Below are 20,680 nucleotides of genomic sequence, written 5' to 3'. Positions count from 1 at the left end.
TGCAGGCTGCCGTTTGTCCCCGGATTTGTCCAAACGGATGTGGCATTAGCACACCCGAATATCGATCCTAATGGTTAATCATCGCTTATTGAAGCCGAAATGCGGTAACACCGTGGCGATATCCCGTCAAAAATTGTTCACAAGGTTTCTTGGTAAACCGCTGGTTTAGATCGGATTTTCGCCTTCGCCCCAAACACGATCTGTTACCGTTAGCCTTAATGCGTGAACAGAGCTGTCCACGGGACAGCCACAATGCCGCCGAAACGGCGATACAAGGCCCGTTGTGGCATTGCAAGCTGGCGCCGGCCTTGTGGCAAAGCCGGAAGCCGGGCCAAAGCTCAGCCCGGCATCGCCCTTAGGAGGCTAGTCGATCGACGCGGCCTGTCTCCGGATCGATGCCGTGTTCCTTGAGCTTGCGATAGAGCGTCGAGCGGCCGATGCCGAGTCGGCGGGCGACTTCGCTCATCTGTCCGTTGTAGTGATCGATGGCAAGCTTGATCATCTCGAGTTCGACATCGGCAAGTGCCCGCACATTGCCGCGCTCGTCGAGCGCCCGCAACGTGCCGAAGCGAGGCTGCAGCCTTGCCGGCGGATCGAACGCGATTGCCGGGCCGCCCTCGCCGGGCAAGGCTTCGTCATCGCGCGCCTGCAAAGGCAAGGACGGCGACGGCGCGTCGCCATCCACATCGAGGTTGACGGTGCCTTCCACTTGCGCCCGGATCTGCGGGAAGTCCTCGGCGGCAAGCACATCGCCTTCGCAAAGCACCGAAGCGCGAAAGACGGCGTTTTCGAGCTGCCGGATGTTTCCGGGCCAGTCATAGGCCTGCAGCACCGCGAGCGCTGCCGCCGAAATACCTTGCAGGCGACGGTGCGGGTCGGCCGGCGCGACCTTCTCCATGAAATGGGTGACCAGATATGGGATGTCGTCGCGGCGGTCGCGCAGCGGCGGCACGAAGATCGGATAGACGTTCAGCCGGTAGAACAGATCCTCGCGGAACTTGCCGTCCTTGACCTGCTGCAGGAGGTTGCGGTGCGTCGCCGAAATCAGCCTGATGTCGACCCTGACGGTCGAGCGCCCACCGACAGGGTCGACCTCGCCGTCCTGGACCGCGCGCAACAGCTTGACCTGCACGTCGAGCGGCAGGTCGCCGATCTCGTCGAGAAACAGCGTGCCCGAATGCGCTTCGACGAACTTGCCGGTGTGCTTGTCGGTGGCCCCGGTGAACGAGCCCTTCTCGTGACCGAACAGGATCGATTCGACCAGATTGTCTGGAATGGCGCCGCAATTGACGGTGACGAAGGGCTTCGTGCGGCGGTCGCCACTGCCCTGGATGGCACGCGCCACCAGTTCCTTGCCGACGCCGGACTCGCCCTCGATCAGGATCGGGATGTTGGATGCCGCCGCTTTCTGGCCAAGACGGATCACCCTGTCCATGGCCGGGCTGTGCGTGATCATGTCCTTGAAGGTCAGGAGGCCGCCGCGCCGGCGCGATGTGCGCTTGACCTCGCCCTCGACGGCCTCGACCTTGAGCGCATTGCCGATCGATGCCTGCAGCCTGTCGGGAGACGCCGGCTTGACGACGAAATCGAAGGCGCCATGACGCATCGCCGAAACCACGGTCTCGATTCCGCCCTGCGCGGTTTGCACGATCGCCGGCACGTTGATGTCGCGCTCGCGCATTGCCTTCAGCACGCCGATACCGTCGAGACCGGGCATGACCAGATCGAGGATGACCACCGACACCTCGCGGGCGCCGGGCCCATCGAGGATGTCGAGAGCGGCCGCGCCGCCGTCGACCACGATTGCGCTGTAGCCGAACCGCGTCACCGCCGCTTCGAGCAGCCGGCGTTGCACCGGATCGTCATCGACTATGAGTATGGAACCTGTCATGACTGGTGTGACTGCCCGCCCGAGGAATTCTGCCCTGTGGACCATCTTGGCACAGGGTTCTAAATAAGGTTTCAAAAAACCCGGTGAATGAATTCCTTAGGATTTGACCGGCTTCTGGTTTCTCCTTGAACCTTGGCCACGGAAGGTGTCGGCAATGCATAGGGATTCTGGCCACATGATTTCCGCACGGCGGCTGGCGGCGCCGGCGTCGGGTCAAGGCGCGGCCGAGCTGGGCGACTTGCCGGAATGGAACCTTGCCGACCTCTATGCCGGCATGGACGCGCCGGAGCTGAAGCGCGACATCGCCAAGGCCGCCACCGATGCGACCAGTTTCGAGAGCCGCTGGAAGGGTACGCTGGCCGCCGAAGCCGAGCGCGGCGGCGCCGGCAGGCTGGGCGAGGCGCTTGTCGCCTACGAGGCGCTGGAGGAACTGATCGGCCGCATCGTCTCCTATGCGGGACTGGTTTATGCCGGAAACACCGCCGATCCCCAGCGCGCCAAGCTCTATGGCGACATCCAGGAGAAGATGACCGACGCCAGCGCGCACCTTCTGTTCTTCGCGCTCGAACTCAACCTGATCGACGATGCGTCGATCGAAGGCGCGCTCGCCGGCGATCCCGCCTTCGGCCACTATCGGCCATGGGTGCTCGATCTGCGCAAGGACAAGCCTTACCAGCTCGAGGACCGCGTCGAGCAGCTCTTCCACGAAAAGTCGATCACCGGACGCGGCGCCTGGAACCGCCTGTTCGACGAGACGATGACCGACCTTCGCTTCCACATCGACGGCGAGGAACTGACGTTGGAGCCGGCGCTGAACCGTCTGCAGGACGCCGACGGCGAGGTGCGCCGCCGGGCGTCCGAGGCGCTGGCCACGACCTTCCGCAAGAACTTGCGCACCTTCACGCTGATCACCAACACGCTGGCCAAGGACAAGGAGATATCCGACCGCTGGCGTGGCTTCGAGGATATCGCCGATTCACGCCATCTGGCCAACCGCGTCGAGCGCAGTGTGGTGGACGCCTTGGCCTCCGCCGTTCGCGATGCCTATCCGCGCCTCTCGCACCGCTACTACGCGATGAAGGCACGCTGGCTGGGCATGGAGGTGATGAACCATTGGGACCGCAACGCGCCGTTGCCGGATACGCCCCAGGCGATCATCGGCTGGGACGAGGCCAGGAACACCGTGCTGTCCGCCTATCAGCGCTTTTCGCCCGACATGGCCGAGATCGCGCGAACCTTCTTCGACCGCAACTGGATCGACGCGCCGGTGCGGCCCGGCAAGTCGCCTGGCGCCTTCGCGCATCCGACCGTACCGTCGGCGCATCCCTATGTCCTGCTCAACTACATGGGCAAGCCGCGCGATGTGATGACGCTGGCGCACGAGCTTGGCCATGGCGTGCATCAGGTGCTGGCCGGCGGCCAGGGTGCGCTGATGGCCTCGACGCCGCTGACGCTGGCCGAGACGGCATCGGTCTTCGGCGAGATGCTGACCTTCCGCTCGCTGCTCGACCAGACCACCGACCGGCGCGAGCGCAAGGCCATGCTCGCCCAGAAGGTCGAGGACATGATCAACACGGTCGTGCGCCAGATCGCCTTCTATGAATTCGAGCGCAAGGTGCATGCCGAACGCAAGAACGGCGAACTGACCTCCGACAGGCTCGGTCAGTTCTGGCTCGAAGTGCAGGCCGAAAGTCTGGGTCCCGCCATCAAGCTGCGCGAAGGCTACGAGGTGTTCTGGACCTACATCCCGCACTTCATCCATTCGCCCTTTTATGTCTATGCCTATGCTTTCGGCGACTGCCTGGTGAACTCGCTTTACGCGGTCTACCAGAACGCCGAGCGCGGCTTTCAGGACAAGTATTTCGAAATGCTGCGCGCCGGCGGCACCAAACATCATTCCGAGCTTCTGGCGCCCTTCGGGCTCGACGCCACCGATCCCGCCTTCTGGCAGATCGGACTTGGCGTCATCGGTGGCCTGATCGACGAGCTGGAAGCGCTCGACACTTGAAATGCGCCCCCAGGCGTCGCTCTAACAGTTTAGCCGGAATGCATGTTGGGACAGCTCTACTATCGCCCTAAATATCTGTTCTTGAAGTACTCTCCACCGAAGTTTTCCGATAGCTTTCCACAAGCTCTATGATAGCCTTCGCTCCAAGCTCAGCCGGAGCGCATGCGGATCGGCGAGGAGAAATCTCAGCCGGCCGTGGCGCTCAGGCGAACGCGACAACGGCCGTTGGCCATGGGCAAGCAAAGCCGATCGCCGACAGCTCGAACCGAAGCCGGCTGTTCTGCTTACCGCGGAACCACCAAGAGTAGTCCTTCGCCGAAGATCATGACCCACGGCAGACGGATCTGACTGGAGAGAGACAATGGGCACTTTTTTCTACGTGGTCCTGGCGTTCCTGATAGGCGTATTGGTCGGCTGGTTCCTTTGGGGGCGCCTGCGCGGTGAACTCGACAGCTTGCGCGGCGATCTCGACCGTACACGCAGCGAACGCGACAGGCTGCGCACCGACAGCGACCGCCTGACCGGCGAACTCGATGCATGCGGCAAGACCCGCGCCGACCTTGAGCGCCGGCTGCGCGAAGCGTCGGCCGCACCTGCCGCCGGAAGCAGCGCGGCAAAACCGGCAAGCCAGGCGCCGGCGGCCCTGATGTCGACCCCCGCGACGGCCAAATCCGCCACCACAAAGCCCGCGACGGCCAAACCGGCCGCTGCGAAAGCGGTCTCTGCCAAGGCGGTCCCTGCCAAGCCGGCGGCGAAACCCGCCGCCACCAAAACCTCGGCTCCAGCCAAATCCGCAACGAGCAAGCCTGCAACAGTCAAGCCTGCAACAGCCAAACCAGCATCCGGAAAGCCCGACAATCTGCGTCGGCTGATCGGTATCGGTCCGGTCAATGAGAAACTGCTCAAGGCACAAGGCGTCACCAGCTTCGCCCAGATCGCGTCCTGGACAGCGGCCGATATCAAACGGATCGAGGACGTCATGAATTTCGATGGCCGCATCGCGCGCGAACGCTGGATCGAGCAGGCCAAGCTGCTCGCCGCCGGCAACGAGAAGGAATTCGCCAAGCAGTTTCCAACAGCCGGAACCTCCAGCAACAGCTGATCGCCAGGCACGACCTGAAGATTGCAAGCGGCGGCGCCATATCGGCGTCGCCGTTTGCTCTTGGTTCCTGAGTTGGCCCAAAGGTCGGCTTTAAGAGGCAGCGTGCCGTTCCCTCGATTGCGCGCGGGCGGCACCCCATATAGAGCGGTTGATGGCTTCATTGACCGCAGCATTCGGTGCCCATGTCCCTGCCCGCCGCAATTTTTCGCAATGACAAAAGCGCGCGCCAGCTCGTTTTCGACCGGCCGGCCGATATCATCGTGGCGCACGATGCAGGCGATTTCGGGCCGGCTCTGGAAGCAGCACAAGCCGCGCATGATGCAGGCAAATGGCTTGCCGGCTATTTCTCGTATGAGGCGGGCTACCTGCTCGAACCCAAGCTCGTTCCCCTGCTGCCGAACGGACGCCGCGCTCCACTCGTGTGCCTCGGGGTTTTCGATGCCCCGGTCGAACAGGCGGTGCCGCCGCGCAATACGGCGGCGACCAATGGCCCGATCTTCGACGCCCGTGCGACGTGGTCGCCCGAGGATTATGAAAAACGCTTCTCGCGGCTGCACCAGCACATCCGGCAAGGTGATTGCTACCAGGGCAATCTGACCTTTCCCGTGCATGCGCAATGGTCAGGCGAGCCGCTGGCCGCCTTCGATGCGTTGACTGAACGTCAGCCGGTGAAATATGGCGCGCTGATCGCGCTCGGTGAACCCATCGTGCTGTCGCGCTCGCCTGAACTGTTCTTCGAGATCGACGCCGAGGGCATGATCGAGACGCATCCGATGAAGGGAACGGCGCCGCGCGGCGCCACCAAAGCCGAAGACGAACGGCAGAAGATCTTCCTGCGCAATGACGAGAAAAACCAGGCCGAAAACCGGATGATCGTCGATCTCCTGCGCAACGATATCTCGCTGATCAGCGAGGTGGGCACGCTGGACGTGCCGGCGCTGTTCCGCATCGAGACTTACCCGACCGTGCATCAGATGGTGAGCGACGTCAGGGCCAAATTGCTGCCGGGTCTCTCTATCCGCCAGATCTTTGCGGCGCTGTTTCCTTGCGGTTCGATCACCGGCGCGCCTAAGATCCGTGCCATGGAGATCCTGCGCGACCTGGAAGGCACGCCCCGCGATGCCTATTGCGGCGCCATAGGCTGGATCGCGCCCGGCGGCCCGATGCGCTTTTCCGTGGCGATCCGCACCATCTCGCTCTTTTCGGGCGGCGAGGCCGTCTACAATGTCGGAGGCGGCGTCGTCTTCGATTCGACGGCGCAGGAGGAGTATCAGGAGTGTCTGCTGAAAGCGCGCTTCGCGACGGGAACACCGCCGACTTTCAGTTGATCGAGACCATGCGCTGGGAACCCGGCTCGGGCTTCCTGCGCTTCGATCGTCATCTTGCGCGCCTCTATGGCTCGGCGGCGGAACTCGGCTTCCGCTGTGATCCAGGCACGGTCGGCGAGGCGCTGAGCAGCGCGGTCGGCGGTTCCGGCGTTGCCATGCGCACGCGCCTCGTCCTGTCGCACGATGGCGAGGTGACGGCCTCTGCGCAGCCTTATGAACCGCTCGCCGCCGACAAGGTCTGGATGCTGCGGCTGGCGCGGACGAGGCTCGATTCGAACGACACGCTGCTGCGCCACAAGACCAGCCGGCGACAGCTTTACACGCGTGCCCGTGCCGAACACCTCATCACGCAGGCCGACGAGGTGCTTATGGCCAACGAGCGTGGCGAGATCTGTGAAGGCACGATCACCAATGTCTTTGCCGATCTCGGCGACGGCGTGCTGGCGACGCCCCGGCTCGATTGCGGCCTGCTGCCTGGCGTATTGCGCGCGCAGCTTCTGGATGAAGGCCGCGCCCGCGAAGCGATCTACAGCTTGGACGATCTGAAATCCGCCAAGTCCCTGTTCGTCGGCAATTCGCTGCGCGGACTGATCCCGGCAAGACTGACCTGAGACATGACGTCCCCAAAACATACGCTGCCCACCCACACGCCCTATGACGGCTCGTCGAAACTGTTCAGCATCGGGCTGAAGCCGCTCGACCCGGCGGCCTGGATCGAGGTCGACGGCCATCTGCTGCCGTATCTCGCCGAAAAGCACCGGCTCTATGCCGAAATCCCAGAGCGCATTTTCGTCGAAGAGGACGGCACGCGCGACGCCCAGCAGGAAGTGCTCGACTTGCTCGCTGCGCATCTCCTGGAGAGGTTCCCCGAAACCCATCGGCTCGGCGGATCAGGCGTCGAGGTGGCGGGCGCGGCGAGCCGTCTGCCTGCTTCCCTCGCCGATGCGCCGCTGGCCAAAGCCTCACTGCTCGTCCAGGAAGACCTGATCCTGATGCGCAGCAGTGACAGCGGCTGGCGGCTGGTCGCCGGCTCGCTCTGCTTTCCCTCCTCCTGGTCGCTCCTGGAAAAGTTCGGCAAGCCGCTGCAGGACATCCACGCGCCGGTGCCGGGTTTCGGCCCTGGCACGCGTCCGGCGGAACTCATCAACCGGATGTTCGATGGCCTCCAGGGGCAGGCCGTCGAACGCTACAACTGGTCGATCCAGTCCGACAACGCGCTCTACCATCCGCTCTCCGACCTGCAGCGCATCGACCGCGCCACCAACCGGCCGTCGCGCTTTCCCGATGGCGACATCGACGCCCATGCCTTCATTCGCGTCGAGCGGCAAACCCTGCGCAAACTGCCTGTTTCACGCGATATCCTGTTCACCATCCGCATCCATCTCGACCCGCTCGCCGTGCTGGCCAGGCACCCTGATCGGGCGAAGCTCGCGGTGTCTTTCGCCGCCCAGCTCGAAGCACTCGATCTCGCCCAGCTCGACTACAAGGGCCTGACATCGGACCGCGACCGGCTGATGACGGTCCTTAACCACATGGCCAATGACGACTGATCGCTGGTTGGCGCTTTTCGCTGGTTTGTGACAATGATCTGTGATGTAGCGCATGGCCGCCGGGCAAAGATGCCCGGTTTTGTGTGTGCGTTTTCCCAGTTTCCTGGGCTTTGAAGGAGTGCTCGATAAAATGGCGAATGAAAACTGGCCCGTTTACGGTGAGATCAGCGGCCCTGTCGTGATGATCGGCTTCGGCTCGATTGGCCGGGGAACGCTGCCGCTGATCGAACGCCATTTCAAGTTCGACAAGTCGCGCATGACGGTTATCGATCCGCGCGACACCGACCGCAAGCTGCTCGACGAGCGCGGCATCACCTTCGTCCAGGAAGCGGTGACCGAGAAGAACTACAAGAAGCTCCTGACCCCGCTTCTGACCAATGGCGGCGGCCAGGGCTTTTGCATCAACCTGTCGGTTGATACCGGCTCGGTGGACCTGATGCGGCTCTGCCGCAAGCTCGGCGTGCTCTACATCGACACCGTCGTCGAGCCGTGGCTCGGCTTCTATTTCGACGCCAAGGCCGATAACGCCAGCCGCACCAATTACGCGCTGCGCGAGTCGCTGCTCAAGGAAAAGCACGACAAGCCCGGCGGCGCCACGGCGGTCTCCACCTGCGGCGCCAATCCAGGCATGGTCTCGTGGTTCGTCAAGCAGGCGTTGGTCAATCTCGCCACCGATCTTGGCCTGGAGTTCTCGGAGCCCGCGCAGGACGACCGCGAGGGCTGGGCCAAGCTGATGAAGAAGGCAGGCGTCAAGGGCATCCACATCGCCGAACGCGACACCCAGCGCACCAAGAAGCCGAAACCGATGGATGTGTTCTGGAACACATGGTCGGTCGAAGGCTTCATCTCCGAGGGCCTGCAGCCCGCGGAACTTGGCTGGGGCACACACGAGACATGGATGCCGAAGAACGCCAAGAAGCACAAGCACGGCTCGAAGGCAGCCATCTACCTGGAGCAGCCGGGCGCCAACACGCGCGTGCGCTCGTGGTGCCCGACGCCCGGCGCGCAATACGGCCTGCTGGTGACGCATAACGAGGCGATCTCTATCGCCGATTTCTTCACCGTGCGTTCGAAGAAGGGCAAGGTGCATTACCGCCCGACCTGCCACTATGCCTATCATCCCTGCAACGACGCGATGCTGTCGCTTGACGAGATGTTCGGCGCCGCCGGCAAGCCTCAGCCGGTGCATCATGTGCTCGACGAGAACGAGTTGATCGACGGCGTCGACGAACTCGGCGTGCTGCTCTACGGCCACGACAAGAATGCCTACTGGTACGGCTCGCAGCTGTCGCTCGCCGAGGCGCGCAAGCTGGCCCCCTACCAGAATGCCACCGGCATGCAGGTCACCTCGGCGGTGCTCTCGGGCATGGTCTGGGCGCTGGAGAATCCCGAGGCCGGCATCGTCGAAGCCGACGAGATGGACTACAGGCGGTGCCTGGAAGTGCAGTCCCAGTATCTCGGACCGGTCAAGGGCTACTACACCGACTGGACGCCGCTCGATAACCGTCCCGGCCTGTTCCCGGAAGACCTCGACCGGAACGACCCGTGGCAGTTCCGCAACATCCTTGTGCGATAGCAGCACCGCCCACCTGCCTCACTGCCTTGCAATCGCCCGGAAATCGGGCGATTGAAGGGATGCGGACCATAGCGATACGTATTCATCTGGACGCACGTCGCTCTGGAAACTTGGATGCACGCCTCGTGCTTGTCGAAAATCGATTTCCGATTTTTGGGCCGAAGCGAGAGGAGAGGATTTTCACATGATCATTGCGCGCAAAATTCTTTCGATGAGCGTGGCGGGTGCCATTGCGGCGATGCTCGCCGCCTGTGCGACCAGCGGCCCCGATCAACCGCCGATGGCAGCGGCGCCGAAAGGCGTCGAGGGCTCGTGGATCGACGCCAAGGGCACCGGCCTGTCGACCTTCACCGGCGGCACCTTCACGACGGTAGCCACCGACACCGGCCAGAAGCTTGCCGACGGCAGCTACACGATGACCGGCGCCACATCGGTGCAGATCAACGGCACCTCGCTGATCCGCCAGACCGCGGTCAGCTTCAACTGCCTGATGGTGTCGACAAGCCAGCTCAACTGCACGAGCTCCAGCGGTCAGAATTTCGTGCTGACAAGGCGCGTCTGAACCCACGACCATTCGTTTTCCAAGGACGGCGGCTGGTTGGCCGCCGTCCTTTTTTGTGCCGGCAAAGGGTCCCGGATTCCGCTTGCGTCATCCGGAACGCGATGGGAACATGGCCAAAGCGCCGGCTGTTATGTTCCAGTCAAGCAAGAGCGCTAATGGCCTCTGATCAGCTTTCCGGGAGACGAAGATGAAGAAGCTTGCCGCCATTGCAGCCCTGTCAGCCTCAGCCCTCGGCCTGTCGGCCGGCGCGTCCTTTGCCGACTACACGCTGAACATCCTGCATATCAACGACTGGCACAGCCGCATCGAAGGCAACAACAAATATGAATCGACCTGCTCGGCGGACGAGGAGACCAAGGGCGAGTGCATCGGCGGCGCGGGCCGGCTGATCACCGCGATTGCCCAGGAACGCAAGAAGCTGGAAGGCCAGAACGTGCTGCTGCTCAGCGCCGGCGACAATTTCCAGGGCTCGCTGTTCTACACGACCTATAAGGGCAAGGTCGAAGGCGAATTCCTCAACGACATGAAGTTCGATGCCATGGCCCTCGGCAACCATGAATTCGACGACGGCGAGGCCGCCTTGGCGCCGTTCCTCGACATGATCAAGTTCCCCGTGCTCGGCGCCAATGTGAAGGCCAACGCGCAATCCAAGCTCGGCGACCGCGTCAAGCCATCTGTTGTCGTCGAGGTCGGCGGCCAGAAGATCGGCATCATCGGCGCGATCACCAACGACACGCCGGACCTCGCTTCGCCGGGTCCCAACGTCGCCATCGAGGACGACGTCAAGTCGATCACTGCCGAAGTCGAGAAGCTCAAGGGCGAAGGCGTCAACAAGATCATCGCCGTGACCCATATCGGCTACAAGCGCGAACGCGACGTCATCGCCAAGATCCCGGGCGTCGATGTCGTCGTCGGCGGCCACAGCCATTCCCTGCTGTCGAACACCGACCCGAAGGCGGAAGGCCCCTACCCGACGATGGTCGACAATCCGGACGGCTACAAGGTGCCGGTGGTGCAGGCGGCCTCCTATTCGAAATATCTCGGCGAGTTCAAGGTGGTGTTCGACGACAATGGCGTCGTCAAATCGGCCAGCGGCGACCCGATCTATCTCGACAAGTCGATCACCCCCGACCCGGCCGTGCTCGCCCGCATCAAGGAGCTTGGTGCGCCGATCGAGGCGTTGAAGAACAAGGAAGTGGCCGAAACCACCGACGTCATCGACGGCAGTCGCGAGAGCTGCCGCACCCGCGAATGCGCGATGGGCAATCTCGTCTCCGACGCCATCCTCGACCGCGTCAAGGGACAGGGCGTCGAGATCGTCATCTCCAATGGCGGCGGCCTGCGCGCCTCGATCGACAAGGGCACCGTCACCATGGGCGAGGTGCTGACCGTGCTGCCCTTCCAGAACACGCTGGCGACCTTCCAGATTTCGGGCAAGGATCTGGTGGCCGGCCTCGAGGGGGGTCTCAGTCAGGTCGAGGACGGCGCCGGGCGCTTCCCCCAGGTCGCCGGCCTGAAATATTCCTTCGACAAATCCGTTGCGCCCAATGCCGGCCGGGTCAAATCGGTGGAGGTCTTGGAAGGCGGTGCATGGACGCCGATCAAGCCGGACAAGGACTATCTGGTCGCCACCAACAACTATGTTCGCCAGGGCGGCGACGGCTACAAGATCTTCGCCGACAAGGCCAGGAATGCCTACGACTACGGCCCCGGCCTCGAACAGGTGGTTGCCGACTATCTCGGCGCCCACCGGCCCTACACGCCGAAGCTCGACGGCCGCATCACCGAAATAGCCGCGACCGTCGCCGCGGCGCCTGCGGCCCCGGCAAGCGATCCGGCCAAGCCAGCCGAAGCAGCCCCGGCCACCCCGGCGCCCGCACCGGCTGAAGCCGCCAAGCCTGCCGAAGCGGCACCGGCAATGCCTGAATTGCCGGCCAACTCGGGCGATATCGCCAACACACCACCGGCCATATCGACGGAAGGAGCACCTCCCCCGCCAGCGCAACCAGCCGCGCCGGCACCGGCCGAGCCGGCAAAGCCTGCTGAGGCCGCGCCAGCGGAAGCCAGCCATGTCATCGTTGCCGGCGACACCTATTGGGATTTGGCCAAGAAAGCCTATGGCGACGGCGCCAGGTGGAAGGTCATTTCGGGCGCCAACAAGGGCTACGAACCCCGCCGGCTTCCTGTCGGCGCAACCCTGACCATCCCGCCGAAATAGCTCGCTTATATGCCTGAATGACACCGCCCGTCCGAAAACCGGACGGGCGTCCTGTTTTCGGGCTAATGCATGTCGCTCAAAAGTGACCTCGGTTTTGGGAGAACGACATGCATAAAAACAAAGACTTAAAGCGGGCCGTCTGAATCCATTCGGACAATCCGCTTTAAGGTGCGGCCAGACGCTGCATTGAATGCGCGCGCAAGATGGTTAGGTTCGCGTCTCCCGGAGAACCCTTATGACGCTTCCCACCCCTGCCGATCCCAAGGTCGCAAAAGCGCTCGGCCCGTTGCCCGCTGGGCATCCGCCGGTCAAGGCGGGCAAGATCGGCGTCATGCTGGTCAATCTGGGCACGCCCGATGGCACCGATTTCAAGCCGATGTGGCGGTATCTGCGTGAATTCCTGTCCGATCCGCGCGTCATCGAGCTCAACAGGGCGATCTGGTATCCGATCCTCTATGGACTTGTGCTCACCACGCGCCCCAAGAAGTCCGGCGCCAATTACGCCCGGATCTGGAACCGGGAAAAGAACGAGTCGCCGCTGCGCACCTACACCCGTGCCCAGGCCGAAAAGCTGGCCGAAGCGCTGCGCGACCTGCCTGATGTCGTCGTCGACTGGGCGATGCGCTACGGCAATCCTTCGACTGCAAGCATTGCCCAGCGTCTGGCCGACCAGGGCTGCGATCGCATTCTTTCGTTTCCGCTCTATCCGCAATATTCGGCGACGACCACGGCAACAGCCAACGACCAGCTGTTTCGCGCGCTGATGAAGATGCGCCGCGCGCCGGCCGTCCGCAGCGTGCCGCCCTACTATGACGAGCCGGTCTATATCGAGGCGCTGGCGCGTTCGATCGAACGGCATCTGGCGACGCTGGATTTCGAGCCGGAGGTGGTCATCACCTCCTATCACGGCATTCCAAAACCCTATTTCGAGAAGGGCGATCCCTATCATTGCCACTGCCAGAAGACGACGCGGCTGTTGCGCGAACGGCTCGGCTGGGATGACAAGAAACTGATCATCACCTTCCAGTCGCGCTTCGGCGCGCAGGAATGGCTGCAACCCTATACCGACAAGACGGTGGAGAAACTCGCACAGGACGGCGTCAAGTCGATCGCCGTCGTCAATCCCGGCTTTTCCGTCGACTGCATCGAGACGCTGGATGAGATCGGCCGCGAGGCGGCCGAAACCTTCCACCATGCCGGCGGCAAGAATTTCGCCCATATCCCTTGCCTCAACGACAGCGCGGAGGGGATGGCGGTGATCGAGGCGATGGTGCGGCGCGAACTGTCTGGCTGGGTCTAGGAGAAATTCCAGGAAAAGTGTGAAACGGTTTTCCCGGGAAAAGCGAATAGCGCTTTCCCTTGGGAATTTCGTCAACGGGAGTTAGAGCAGCTCGCCGCTCTAACTCCGGAACAACACAAGCTCCGGGGCGTTAAGGCGCGCCGCCGGAGAATGCGATGTCCCGCAAACTCGACCTCAGAACTGGCCAGCCCGTCTGGTCAGCCTATCGCGCGCCTGCGGTGCCGACGGACGGCCTGGTCCGGGACGTCAAGGCAGATGTGCTGGTCGTCGGCATGGGCATCAGCGGCGCCATGATGGCCGAGGCGCTGACGGCCGATGGCCATCGGGTGATCTGTATCGACCGGCGCGGTCCGCTGAAGGGCTCGACGGCCGCAACCACCGCACTGGTGGCATTCGAAATAGACCAGCCTCTCTCCACGCTCTCGAAGATGGTCGGCAGAGCCTCGGCGCAGCAGGCCTGGCGGCGCTCGCGGCTCGCCGTCTCCAATCTCGCCGGACGCATCGCCGAACTCGGCATCAACTGTGGCCTGAGCCGGGCGCCGTCGCTCTATCTGTCTGGCACGATACTTGGTCCGTCGGAACTGCGCGACGAGGCCAAGGCACGGCGGCTAGCCGGCATCGCCGCGACCTATCTGACGCCGGCGCCGCTGGCGGAGACATTCGGCATCGACCGCGAAGGCGCCATTCTCAGCCACGGCAACATCGCGCTCGACCCGCGTAAGCTGACGGCTGGGCTGCTGCTGAAATCCCTTCAGCGCAAGGCTCGCTTCTACGCCCCCGTCGAAGCGACAGTGATCGAGGATAGCGCCGAAGCTGTTGTCGTCGCGACCAGGGATGGCCCGACCATAACCGCGCGACATGTTGTTCTGGCCACCGGCTACGAACTTGTGGAGATCGTGCCGGCCGCGGCCCACCGGATCATCTCGACATGGGCGATCGCAACATGCCCGCAACCGCGAAAGCTCTGGCCGGACGCAGCGTTCATCTGGGAAGCGTCGGAGCCGTATCTGTATATGCGCACGACGATCGACGGCCGGGTCATTTGCGGCGGCGAGGACGAGGATTTTGTCGACGAAGCGCGGCGCGACGAGCTGATCGCCGACAAGAGCACACGCATCGCCGAGGAGCTCGGCCTGGTATTTCCGCATCTCGACACCAGGCCCGATTTTGCCTGGACCGGTTCGTTCGGCACCACAACCACCGGCCTGCCCTATATCGGCGCCATTCCCCGCCACCCGCGCATCTATGCAGTGATGGGCTACGGCGGCAACGGCATCACCTTCTCGCAGATCGCTTCCGAGATTGTCCCGGCTTCGATCAACGGGCTGGAGGACACGGATGCAAGATTGTTTGCCTTCAACCGCTGATCGCACCCGCAAACAATCCGTCATCACCTGATTGTAACGCATCTGAAACACACTTAAGTCTTTGGTGAAGTCGGCCGCGCGAGAATGGCTTGTGCGGCCTTCGCCTGAGGGAGAGCCAAATGGATTTCAGTGGTTTCGATATTGCGGTTGGTGCACTTGCCCTTCTGGTATTGGTGCTGCTGATCAAAGGCATCAGGACAATCCCGCAAGGCTACAACTATACGGTGGAGCGCTTTGGCCGTTACACCAAGACACTGAGCCCGGGTCTCAATTTCATTTACCCGTTCATCGACCGCATCGGCGCCAAGATGAACATGATGGAGCAGGTGCTCGACGTTCCAAGCCAGGAAATCATCACCCGCGACAACGCCATCGTCGGTGTCGACGGCATCGCCTTTTTCCAGATCCTCAACGCCGCTCAGGCCGCCTACCAGGTTTCCGGCCTGCAGAACGCCATCCTCAATTTGACGATGACCAACATCCGTACCGTCATGGGTTCGATGGATCTCGATGAACTCCTGTCGAACCGCGACGCCATCAACGAGCGCCTGCTGCGCGTCGTCGATGAAGCGGCCCACCCGTGGGGCATCAAGATCACCCGCGTCGAAATCAAGGACATCAACCCGCCGGCCAACCTTATCGAATCGATGGGCCGGCAGATGACCGCGGAACGCAACAAGCGCGCCCAGATCCTTGCCGCCGAAGGCCTCAAGCAGTCGCAGATCCTCGAGGCCGAAGGCCGCAAGGAAGCCGCCTTCCGCGATGCCGAGGCGCGCGAGCGTTCGGCCGAGGCGGAGGCCCGCGCCACCCAGGTGGTGTCGGAAGCGATCTCCAAAGGCGATGTGCAGGCGCTGAACTACTTCGTCGCCCAGAAATACACCGAAGCGTTGGGCAAGATCGGCACCGCGACCAACAGCAAGATCGTGCTGATGCCCTTCGAGGCATCGTCGCTGATCGGTTCGCTCGGCGGCATTGGCGAGATCGCCAAGGAAGTCTTCCGCAGCGAAGGCACGACCGGCTCGCAGAGGCAGGCCGCGCGCCCGCCGGTCGTTCGCCCAACCGACAACTGAGGTCGAAACCAATGATCGACCGCATCGTTTCCGAACTCGGCCCGTGGAACTGGATGGTTCTCGGTTTCGTCCTGCTGGTGATGGAAATCATCGCGCCGGGTATCTTCATGCTGTGGATCGGCATCGCCGCGCTGATCATCGGCGCTGTGTCGCTGCTGATCTGGGACACCGGCTTCTGGACATGGCAGGTCCAGGTCCTCGCCTTCCTAGCGCTGTCGCTGGTCTCGGCGTATGTCGGCAAGAAGCTGGTCGGCAGCCGCAACGACCCGACCGATCAGCCGCTGCTCAACCGGCGCGGCGCGCAAATGGTCGGCAGGATGGCGACACTTGCCGAACCGATCCGTGACGGGCGCGGCCGCATCAAGCTGGGCGACACACTGTGGCGTGTCTCCGGCCCTGACCTGCCGGCCGGCACGCAAGTGCGCGTGACGGGTGCGGCCGATACGGATCTGGAACTGACCGTCGAGGCGGTCTGAACTCTGGAAACCCGCCGCTTGGACAAGGTGTGTTGAGATTCAGGTCAGGCCGAGTCGAAAACGGTGGGTTCCGAGAACCGGAGCGGAGCGTACTTTTCGTACGTGAGCACCGGAAGCGCAGGAAACCGTCGTTTGCAGGCCGGCATCACCTGAACATCGACGCGCCTTAGGCGGCGCCGATACGCAGCAGATCATGCAGGTGGATGAGGCCGACTGGTTTCCGGCCCTCCACCACCATCAGGCTGGTGATGGCTGAATTGTTGATCGTCTGCAGCGCCGTTGCCACCAGCGTGTCCGGCGTCGCGGTCTTCGGACCTCTTGTCATCACCTGATCCACCGTCATCGCCAGCAGATTGCTGCCGATGTGACGGCGGATGTCGCCATCGGTGATGATGCCGACCAGCGCACCGTCGACATCGGTGATCGCGACGCAGCCAAACCCTTTGCGCGACAGTTCCAGGATCGCGTCCTGCATGCCGGTGCCCGCAACCACCAGCGGCAGCCTGTCGCCGACATGCATGATCTCGCGGATCTGCGTCAGGTTGGCGCCGAGCTGGCCGCCCGGGTGAAAGGTGCGGAAATGGTCCGGCGTGAAGCCGCGTGCTTCGAGCAGCGCGATCGCCAGCGCGTCGCCCATCACCAGTTGCAGCAGCGTCGATGTCGTTGGCGCCAGGCCGTGCGGACAGGCCTCCGGAGCGCGCGGCAAAAGCAGCACCACGTCCGCCGCCCGCGCCAGCGCCGATGTCTCTCCGGCGGTGATGGCGATCAGCGGAATGGAAAAGCGCCTGGAATAGGCGACGATGCCCATCAGTTCCTTGCTTTCGCCCGACCACGACATGGCGATGATGGCGTCGTCCCTGGCGATCATGCCGAGATCGCCGTGGTTGGCTTCGGCGGGATGGACAAAGAAAGCCGGCGTGCCGGTCGAGGCCAGCGTCGCGGCGATCTTCGAACCGATATGGCCGCTTTTGCCGACGCCGGTGACGATGAGCCGGCCTTCAATCCCCGAGATCATCTCGACCGCCTGGGCGAAAGGCGCGGCCAGCCCATTCTCCAGCGCCTCGGCGAGGGCTGCGACACCAGCCTGTTCTGTCGCCACCGTCCTCAGCGCCGAAGCGATCGAGGCTTGCCTGTCCAAAGGCTTCTTATCCAGGGATCCCGCATGCATGGCTGATGCGATTAGCGCTTTGCCGGCGCGCTGTCCAACGGAAATGGCCCCAGGCATATCGCCCAAACGTGTGCGGTGGTTTCAGACGACGGCAGGCGAGAAACGCACGCGGTATGAATCCCTTTGGAAATCAGCGCTTCAGGCAGCTGACGGGCCGCTGCCTCAACCCTCCGTTAACCATCCCCATTTACGGTTCGGTAAGTATGGCGCGCGTGCGCCGCGCAAGCAGTGGTGGCGATGTCCGGGGTCCAGCCAGAAAATTCGACGGGACGTGGAGGCAAGGCGGTCTGCGCCTTGCTGCTGGCAACCAGCATGTTTGCCTTGCTGCGCCCAACGGCGCTCCATGCCCAGGAAACCGAACTGCGCGGCGAAGTTTCGGAATCGGCGATCCTGTCCGACCAGCAGCGCAAGGCGAGACAGCTGGCCTTGGCAGCGCAGGGTCAACAGCCGGCCAACGCCGCGCAGGACAATGCGCCGGCCCGCACCTATCTGCCGGCCAGCGCCGGTGCCGTGCCTGACGACGCTGACACTGGCGACGCCACCGCGACCGGCAGCCTCTTTGACCCGCCGGCAGCCACTGACGACACGTCCGCCAACACTGCGGCGCCGCCCAAGCCTCGCCGCCGCTCATCGAGCGCCAGGCAGAATGCGGCTGACCAGGCCAAGGACAGGGCTGCCGACAAGTCGAAAAAGAAGAAGAAATCGACGGCCGACACCTCCGACATCACCGCTTCCACGACCGCCTCCACGACGGACGCCACCGATGCTGCAGAGACCGATGCGGACACGGCCAACCGCCGCGCACTCACCATCGACAGCGCCGACAGGCAGAAGCTCGACCCAGGAGCGGAGCGTACGGACGCCATCGAAGGCCAGAAGAAGAAGCTGGAGGATGATCCGTTTGCCGCCACCGGCATCAAATGGGGCTCCTTCGTCATCCGGCCGACGATCGAACAGGGCCTGACCGCCACCTCGAACGGCGATTCGAGCAGTGCAGGCAAGTCGGCGCTGCTGTCCGAGACGGCGCTGCGCTTTTCCGCCGCCTCCGACTGGCGCGAGAACTCCGCTACGATCGACGGCTATGGCCTTTTTCGCGAGACCGTCTCGGGTTACCCGGTTCACGACGAGCAAGGCCGCATCGAAGGCCAGCTCAATGTCGATCTCGACAATGAATTGCGCGCCATCGCCAAGCTCGGCTACGAGGCCGTGCCGGAATCGGCATCATCGCCTGATGCCATTGCAGGCGTCAGCAAGCAGCCGCTGCGGCAGACCATCGATGGCAGCCTGGCCGTCGAAAAGCATCTCGGCAAGATGCAGTACACCTTGACCGGCGCGGTCTCGCACGACTTCTACGGCGACGCCAAGCTCTCGGACGGCACCTCGCTGTCGCAGAAGGATCAGGACTCGACGCTCTACACGGCGACGTTGCGCACCGGCTACGAGATCTCCCCCGCCCTGACCCCCTTCACCGAAATCGAGGTCGGCCGCCGGACCTATGATCAACGCATCGACAATGAAGGCTTCGAGCGCTCGTCGACGCGGCTCGGCGCCCGCGCCGGCCTTGCACTCGACATGGGTGAGAAGCTGTCGGGCGAATTCTCGGCCGGCTGGCTCAGGGAAGCGATCGACGACAAAAACCTTGATGCGATCTCGGGTGCCACCGTCAACGCCGACCTCAAATGGTCACCCGAGCGCGGCACCATAATCGGCCTGACCGGGCGGACCACCGTCGAGCCCACGACCACATCGGGCGAGAGCGGCGATATCCTCTATTCCGGTCGCCTGACAGGCGAACGCCAGATTCGCGCCAACCTCACCGCCAACGCGGCTCTGGGTCTCGACTGGCGTGATTACATCGGCATCGACGGCCATGACAGGGTGTTGAGCGCCGAGGCCGGCCTGACCTGGTGGCTGAACCGCTACGCCGGCCTGACCACAAGAGTGAGGAGCGAGAAACTGACCAGCAACCTGCCGGGCCGGGACTACACCGCCAACAGCATCTTCCTCGGCGTCAAGGTGCAGCGCTGAACGGCCGCACCAACGACATCCGGCCGCTCGCTAGGATGTTTTAAAACGCAGCGCCACGGCGCTCTGACGGCTTCAGCTCGTCGAGAAGCGTGCGGATGACGCCCGCCATGTTCTCGTTCATGTCGCTGCGCCACAGCGCGAAGGCGACATTGGCCTCGACAAAACCCTCCGGCGATCCGCAGTCGAACGTGCGGCCTCGATAGTGGTAGCCGTAGAAAGGCTGCTGCTTTTCCAGCTTCAGCATGGCGTCGGTGAGCTGGATCTCGTTGCCGGCGCCTTTTTCCTGACCTTCTAGGATCTTGAAGATCTCCGGCTGCAGGATGTAGCGGCCGTTGATGTACAGGTTGGACGGCGCGGTGCCGGCCTTCGGCTTTTCCACCATCTCGGTGATACGGAAGCCGTGATGCGTGTCCTCGCCGCGGCCGACGATGCCGTATTTGTGGGTTTCGGCGGGATCGCATTCCTGCACCGCGATGATGTTGTTGCCGGTCTCCTCGTAGAGCTCGACCATTGCCTTCGTGCAGCTCTTCTCCGACTGCATGATCATGTCAGGCAACAAAAGCGCGAAGGGCTCGTCGCCGACGAGCTCGCGGGCGCACCAGACGGCGTGGCCAAGTCCCATCGGCACCTGCTGGCGTGTGAAACTGGTCTGCCCCGGCGCCGGCTGCAGCCGCTGCAGGCGGGCGAGCTGGTCGTCCTTGCCGCGCTGGGCCAGCGTGTCATAGAGTTCGAACTGGATGTCGAAATGATCCTCGATGACGGCCTTGTTGCGACCGGTGACGAAGATGAAATGCTCGATGCCGGCCTCGCGCGCCTCATCCACCACATACTGGATCACCGGCCGGTCGACGACGGTCAGCATTTCCTTGGGGACAGCCTTGGTGGCCGGAAGAAACCGTGTGCCGAGACCGGCGACCGGGAAGACTGCCTTGCGAACTCTCTTCATGCTTTCAATTATCCGTTTGAGGGCCAGCTCCGCAATCCCCGTTTCAAGACATTTTCACGCCGGAATTGGGGATTACTGGGAAACTGAGGG

General features: G+C 63.1%; 16 protein-coding genes. 13 read left to right on the top strand and 3 right to left on the bottom strand.

What is annotated here, in order from left to right:
• Positions 1-355 precede the first annotated feature (355 nt).
• Complete coding sequence (locus RPF88_RS29730) at positions 356-1,891, bottom strand: sigma-54-dependent transcriptional regulator (RefSeq protein WP_127367010.1); 1,536 nt, start codon at positions 1,889-1,891, stop codon at positions 356-358.
• A 175-nt stretch (positions 1,892-2,066) separates the two neighbouring features.
• Here RPF88_RS29730 and RPF88_RS29725 point away from each other — a divergent pair, with 175 nt between their 5' ends.
• The 12 genes from RPF88_RS29725 to RPF88_RS29670 all read left to right on the top strand — a co-directional run bounded on the left by RPF88_RS29725 (position 2,067) and on the right by RPF88_RS29670 (position 16,448).
• Positions 2,067-3,899 carry a M3 family oligoendopeptidase gene (locus RPF88_RS29725; RefSeq protein ID WP_337123923.1) on the top strand — a complete coding sequence of 611 codons (1,833 nt, stop codon included), beginning with the start codon at positions 2,067-2,069 and terminating at the stop codon, positions 3,897-3,899.
• Positions 3,900-4,260: 361 nt separating this feature from the next.
• Positions 4,261-5,001, top strand: a complete 741-nt coding sequence (locus RPF88_RS29720; protein ID WP_337123714.1) for a proton-conducting membrane transporter — start codon at positions 4,261-4,263, stop codon at positions 4,999-5,001.
• Between the two features lie 182 nt (positions 5,002-5,183).
• Positions 5,184-6,329 carry an aminodeoxychorismate synthase component I gene (locus RPF88_RS29715; protein ID WP_024502728.1) on the top strand — a complete coding sequence of 382 codons (1,146 nt, stop codon included), beginning with the start codon at positions 5,184-5,186 and terminating at the stop codon, positions 6,327-6,329.
• Complete coding sequence (locus RPF88_RS29710) at positions 6,278-6,940, top strand: aminotransferase class IV family protein (RefSeq protein WP_127368891.1); 663 nt, start codon at positions 6,278-6,280, stop codon at positions 6,938-6,940. Before RPF88_RS29715 ends, RPF88_RS29710 begins: the two co-directional genes overlap by 52 nt.
• A 3-nt stretch (positions 6,941-6,943) precedes the next feature.
• Positions 6,944-7,879 carry a heme-dependent oxidative N-demethylase family protein gene (locus RPF88_RS29705; RefSeq protein ID WP_337123711.1) on the top strand — a complete coding sequence of 312 codons (936 nt, stop codon included), beginning with the start codon at positions 6,944-6,946 and terminating at the stop codon, positions 7,877-7,879.
• A gap of 130 nt (positions 7,880-8,009) precedes the next feature.
• Positions 8,010-9,455 carry a homospermidine synthase gene (locus RPF88_RS29700; protein WP_013529731.1) on the top strand — a complete coding sequence of 482 codons (1,446 nt, stop codon included), beginning with the start codon at positions 8,010-8,012 and terminating at the stop codon, positions 9,453-9,455.
• A 184-nt stretch (positions 9,456-9,639) separates the two neighbouring features.
• Positions 9,640-10,017, top strand: a complete 378-nt coding sequence (locus RPF88_RS29695) for a hypothetical protein (RefSeq protein WP_013529730.1) — start codon at positions 9,640-9,642, stop codon at positions 10,015-10,017.
• 187 nt (positions 10,018-10,204) lie between these two features.
• The gene (locus RPF88_RS29690; RefSeq protein ID WP_337123708.1) at positions 10,205-12,235 is read left to right on the top strand and encodes a 5'-nucleotidase C-terminal domain-containing protein; all 2,031 of its coding nucleotides are present in this window, start codon (positions 10,205-10,207) and stop codon (positions 12,233-12,235) included.
• Positions 12,236-12,470: 235 nt separating this feature from the next.
• Positions 12,471-13,535, top strand: a complete 1,065-nt coding sequence (hemH, locus tag RPF88_RS29685; protein WP_027161401.1) for a ferrochelatase — start codon at positions 12,471-12,473, stop codon at positions 13,533-13,535.
• Between the two features lie 155 nt (positions 13,536-13,690).
• A complete protein-coding gene (locus RPF88_RS29680) occupies positions 13,691-14,902 on the top strand; it encodes an NAD(P)/FAD-dependent oxidoreductase (RefSeq protein ID WP_337123705.1) in 1,212 nt (403 codons plus the stop codon).
• Positions 14,903-15,021: 119 nt separating this feature from the next.
• Positions 15,022-15,972 (top strand): SPFH domain-containing protein, encoded by a 951-nt coding sequence (locus RPF88_RS29675; RefSeq protein WP_013529726.1) that lies wholly within the window; start codon positions 15,022-15,024, stop codon positions 15,970-15,972.
• An 11-nt stretch (positions 15,973-15,983) separates the two neighbouring features.
• Positions 15,984-16,448 carry an NfeD family protein gene (locus RPF88_RS29670; protein ID WP_013529725.1) on the top strand — a complete coding sequence of 155 codons (465 nt, stop codon included), beginning with the start codon at positions 15,984-15,986 and terminating at the stop codon, positions 16,446-16,448.
• Positions 16,449-16,614: 166 nt separating this feature from the next.
• Here RPF88_RS29670 and RPF88_RS29665 read toward each other — a convergent pair whose 3' ends face one another.
• Positions 16,615-17,616, bottom strand: a complete 1,002-nt coding sequence (locus RPF88_RS29665) for a KpsF/GutQ family sugar-phosphate isomerase (protein WP_024502733.1) — start codon at positions 17,614-17,616, stop codon at positions 16,615-16,617.
• A 237-nt stretch (positions 17,617-17,853) separates the two neighbouring features.
• Here RPF88_RS29665 and RPF88_RS29660 point away from each other — a divergent pair, with 237 nt between their 5' ends.
• Positions 17,854-19,644, top strand: a complete 1,791-nt coding sequence (locus RPF88_RS29660; protein ID WP_337123704.1) for an outer membrane beta-barrel protein — start codon at positions 17,854-17,856, stop codon at positions 19,642-19,644.
• Between the two features lie 40 nt (positions 19,645-19,684).
• On the opposite strand, the gene galU is transcribed toward RPF88_RS29660, so the two are convergent.
• On the bottom strand, positions 19,685-20,590 hold the full coding sequence (gene galU / locus RPF88_RS29655) for a UTP--glucose-1-phosphate uridylyltransferase GalU (protein ID WP_013529722.1): 906 nt from the start codon (positions 20,588-20,590) through the stop codon (positions 19,685-19,687).
• Positions 20,591-20,680 lie beyond the last annotated feature (90 nt).

The sequence above is a fragment of the Mesorhizobium sp. ISC11 genome (genome assembly GCF_037162595.1).
Lineage (GTDB): Bacteria > Pseudomonadota > Alphaproteobacteria > Rhizobiales > Rhizobiaceae > Mesorhizobium > Mesorhizobium ciceri.
The sequence above is the reverse complement of the archived record's forward strand: the minus strand, read 5'-3'. Positions and strand labels throughout refer to the sequence as shown.

Bases quoted from the DNA above. Each gene is read 5' to 3' on its own strand.
- RPF88_RS29705 (WP_337123711.1), top strand. From the start codon at position 6,944: ATGACGTCCCCAAAACATACGCTGCCCACCCACACGCCCTATGACGGC.
- RPF88_RS29730 (WP_127367010.1), bottom strand. From the start codon at position 1,891: ATGACAGGTTCCATACTCATAGTCGATGACGATCCGGTGCAACGCCGG.
- RPF88_RS29660 (WP_337123704.1), top strand. From the start codon at position 17,854: ATGTCCGGGGTCCAGCCAGAAAATTCGACGGGACGTGGAGGCAAGGCG.
- RPF88_RS29720 (WP_337123714.1), top strand. From the start codon at position 4,261: ATGGGCACTTTTTTCTACGTGGTCCTGGCGTTCCTGATAGGCGTATTG.
- RPF88_RS29725 (WP_337123923.1), top strand. From the start codon at position 2,067: ATGATTTCCGCACGGCGGCTGGCGGCGCCGGCGTCGGGTCAAGGCGCG.
- RPF88_RS29690 (WP_337123708.1), top strand. From the start codon at position 10,205: ATGAAGAAGCTTGCCGCCATTGCAGCCCTGTCAGCCTCAGCCCTCGGC.
- RPF88_RS29700 (WP_013529731.1), top strand. From the start codon at position 8,010: ATGGCGAATGAAAACTGGCCCGTTTACGGTGAGATCAGCGGCCCTGTC.
- RPF88_RS29695 (WP_013529730.1), top strand. From the start codon at position 9,640: ATGATCATTGCGCGCAAAATTCTTTCGATGAGCGTGGCGGGTGCCATT.
- RPF88_RS29675 (WP_013529726.1), top strand. From the start codon at position 15,022: ATGGATTTCAGTGGTTTCGATATTGCGGTTGGTGCACTTGCCCTTCTG.
- RPF88_RS29715 (WP_024502728.1), top strand. From the start codon at position 5,184: ATGTCCCTGCCCGCCGCAATTTTTCGCAATGACAAAAGCGCGCGCCAG.
- RPF88_RS29665 (WP_024502733.1), bottom strand. From the start codon at position 17,616: ATGCATGCGGGATCCCTGGATAAGAAGCCTTTGGACAGGCAAGCCTCG.
- galU (WP_013529722.1), bottom strand. From the start codon at position 20,590: ATGAAGAGAGTTCGCAAGGCAGTCTTCCCGGTCGCCGGTCTCGGCACA.
- RPF88_RS29670 (WP_013529725.1), top strand. From the start codon at position 15,984: ATGATCGACCGCATCGTTTCCGAACTCGGCCCGTGGAACTGGATGGTT.
- RPF88_RS29680 (WP_337123705.1), top strand. From the start codon at position 13,691: ATGTCCCGCAAACTCGACCTCAGAACTGGCCAGCCCGTCTGGTCAGCC.
- hemH (WP_027161401.1), top strand. From the start codon at position 12,471: ATGACGCTTCCCACCCCTGCCGATCCCAAGGTCGCAAAAGCGCTCGGC.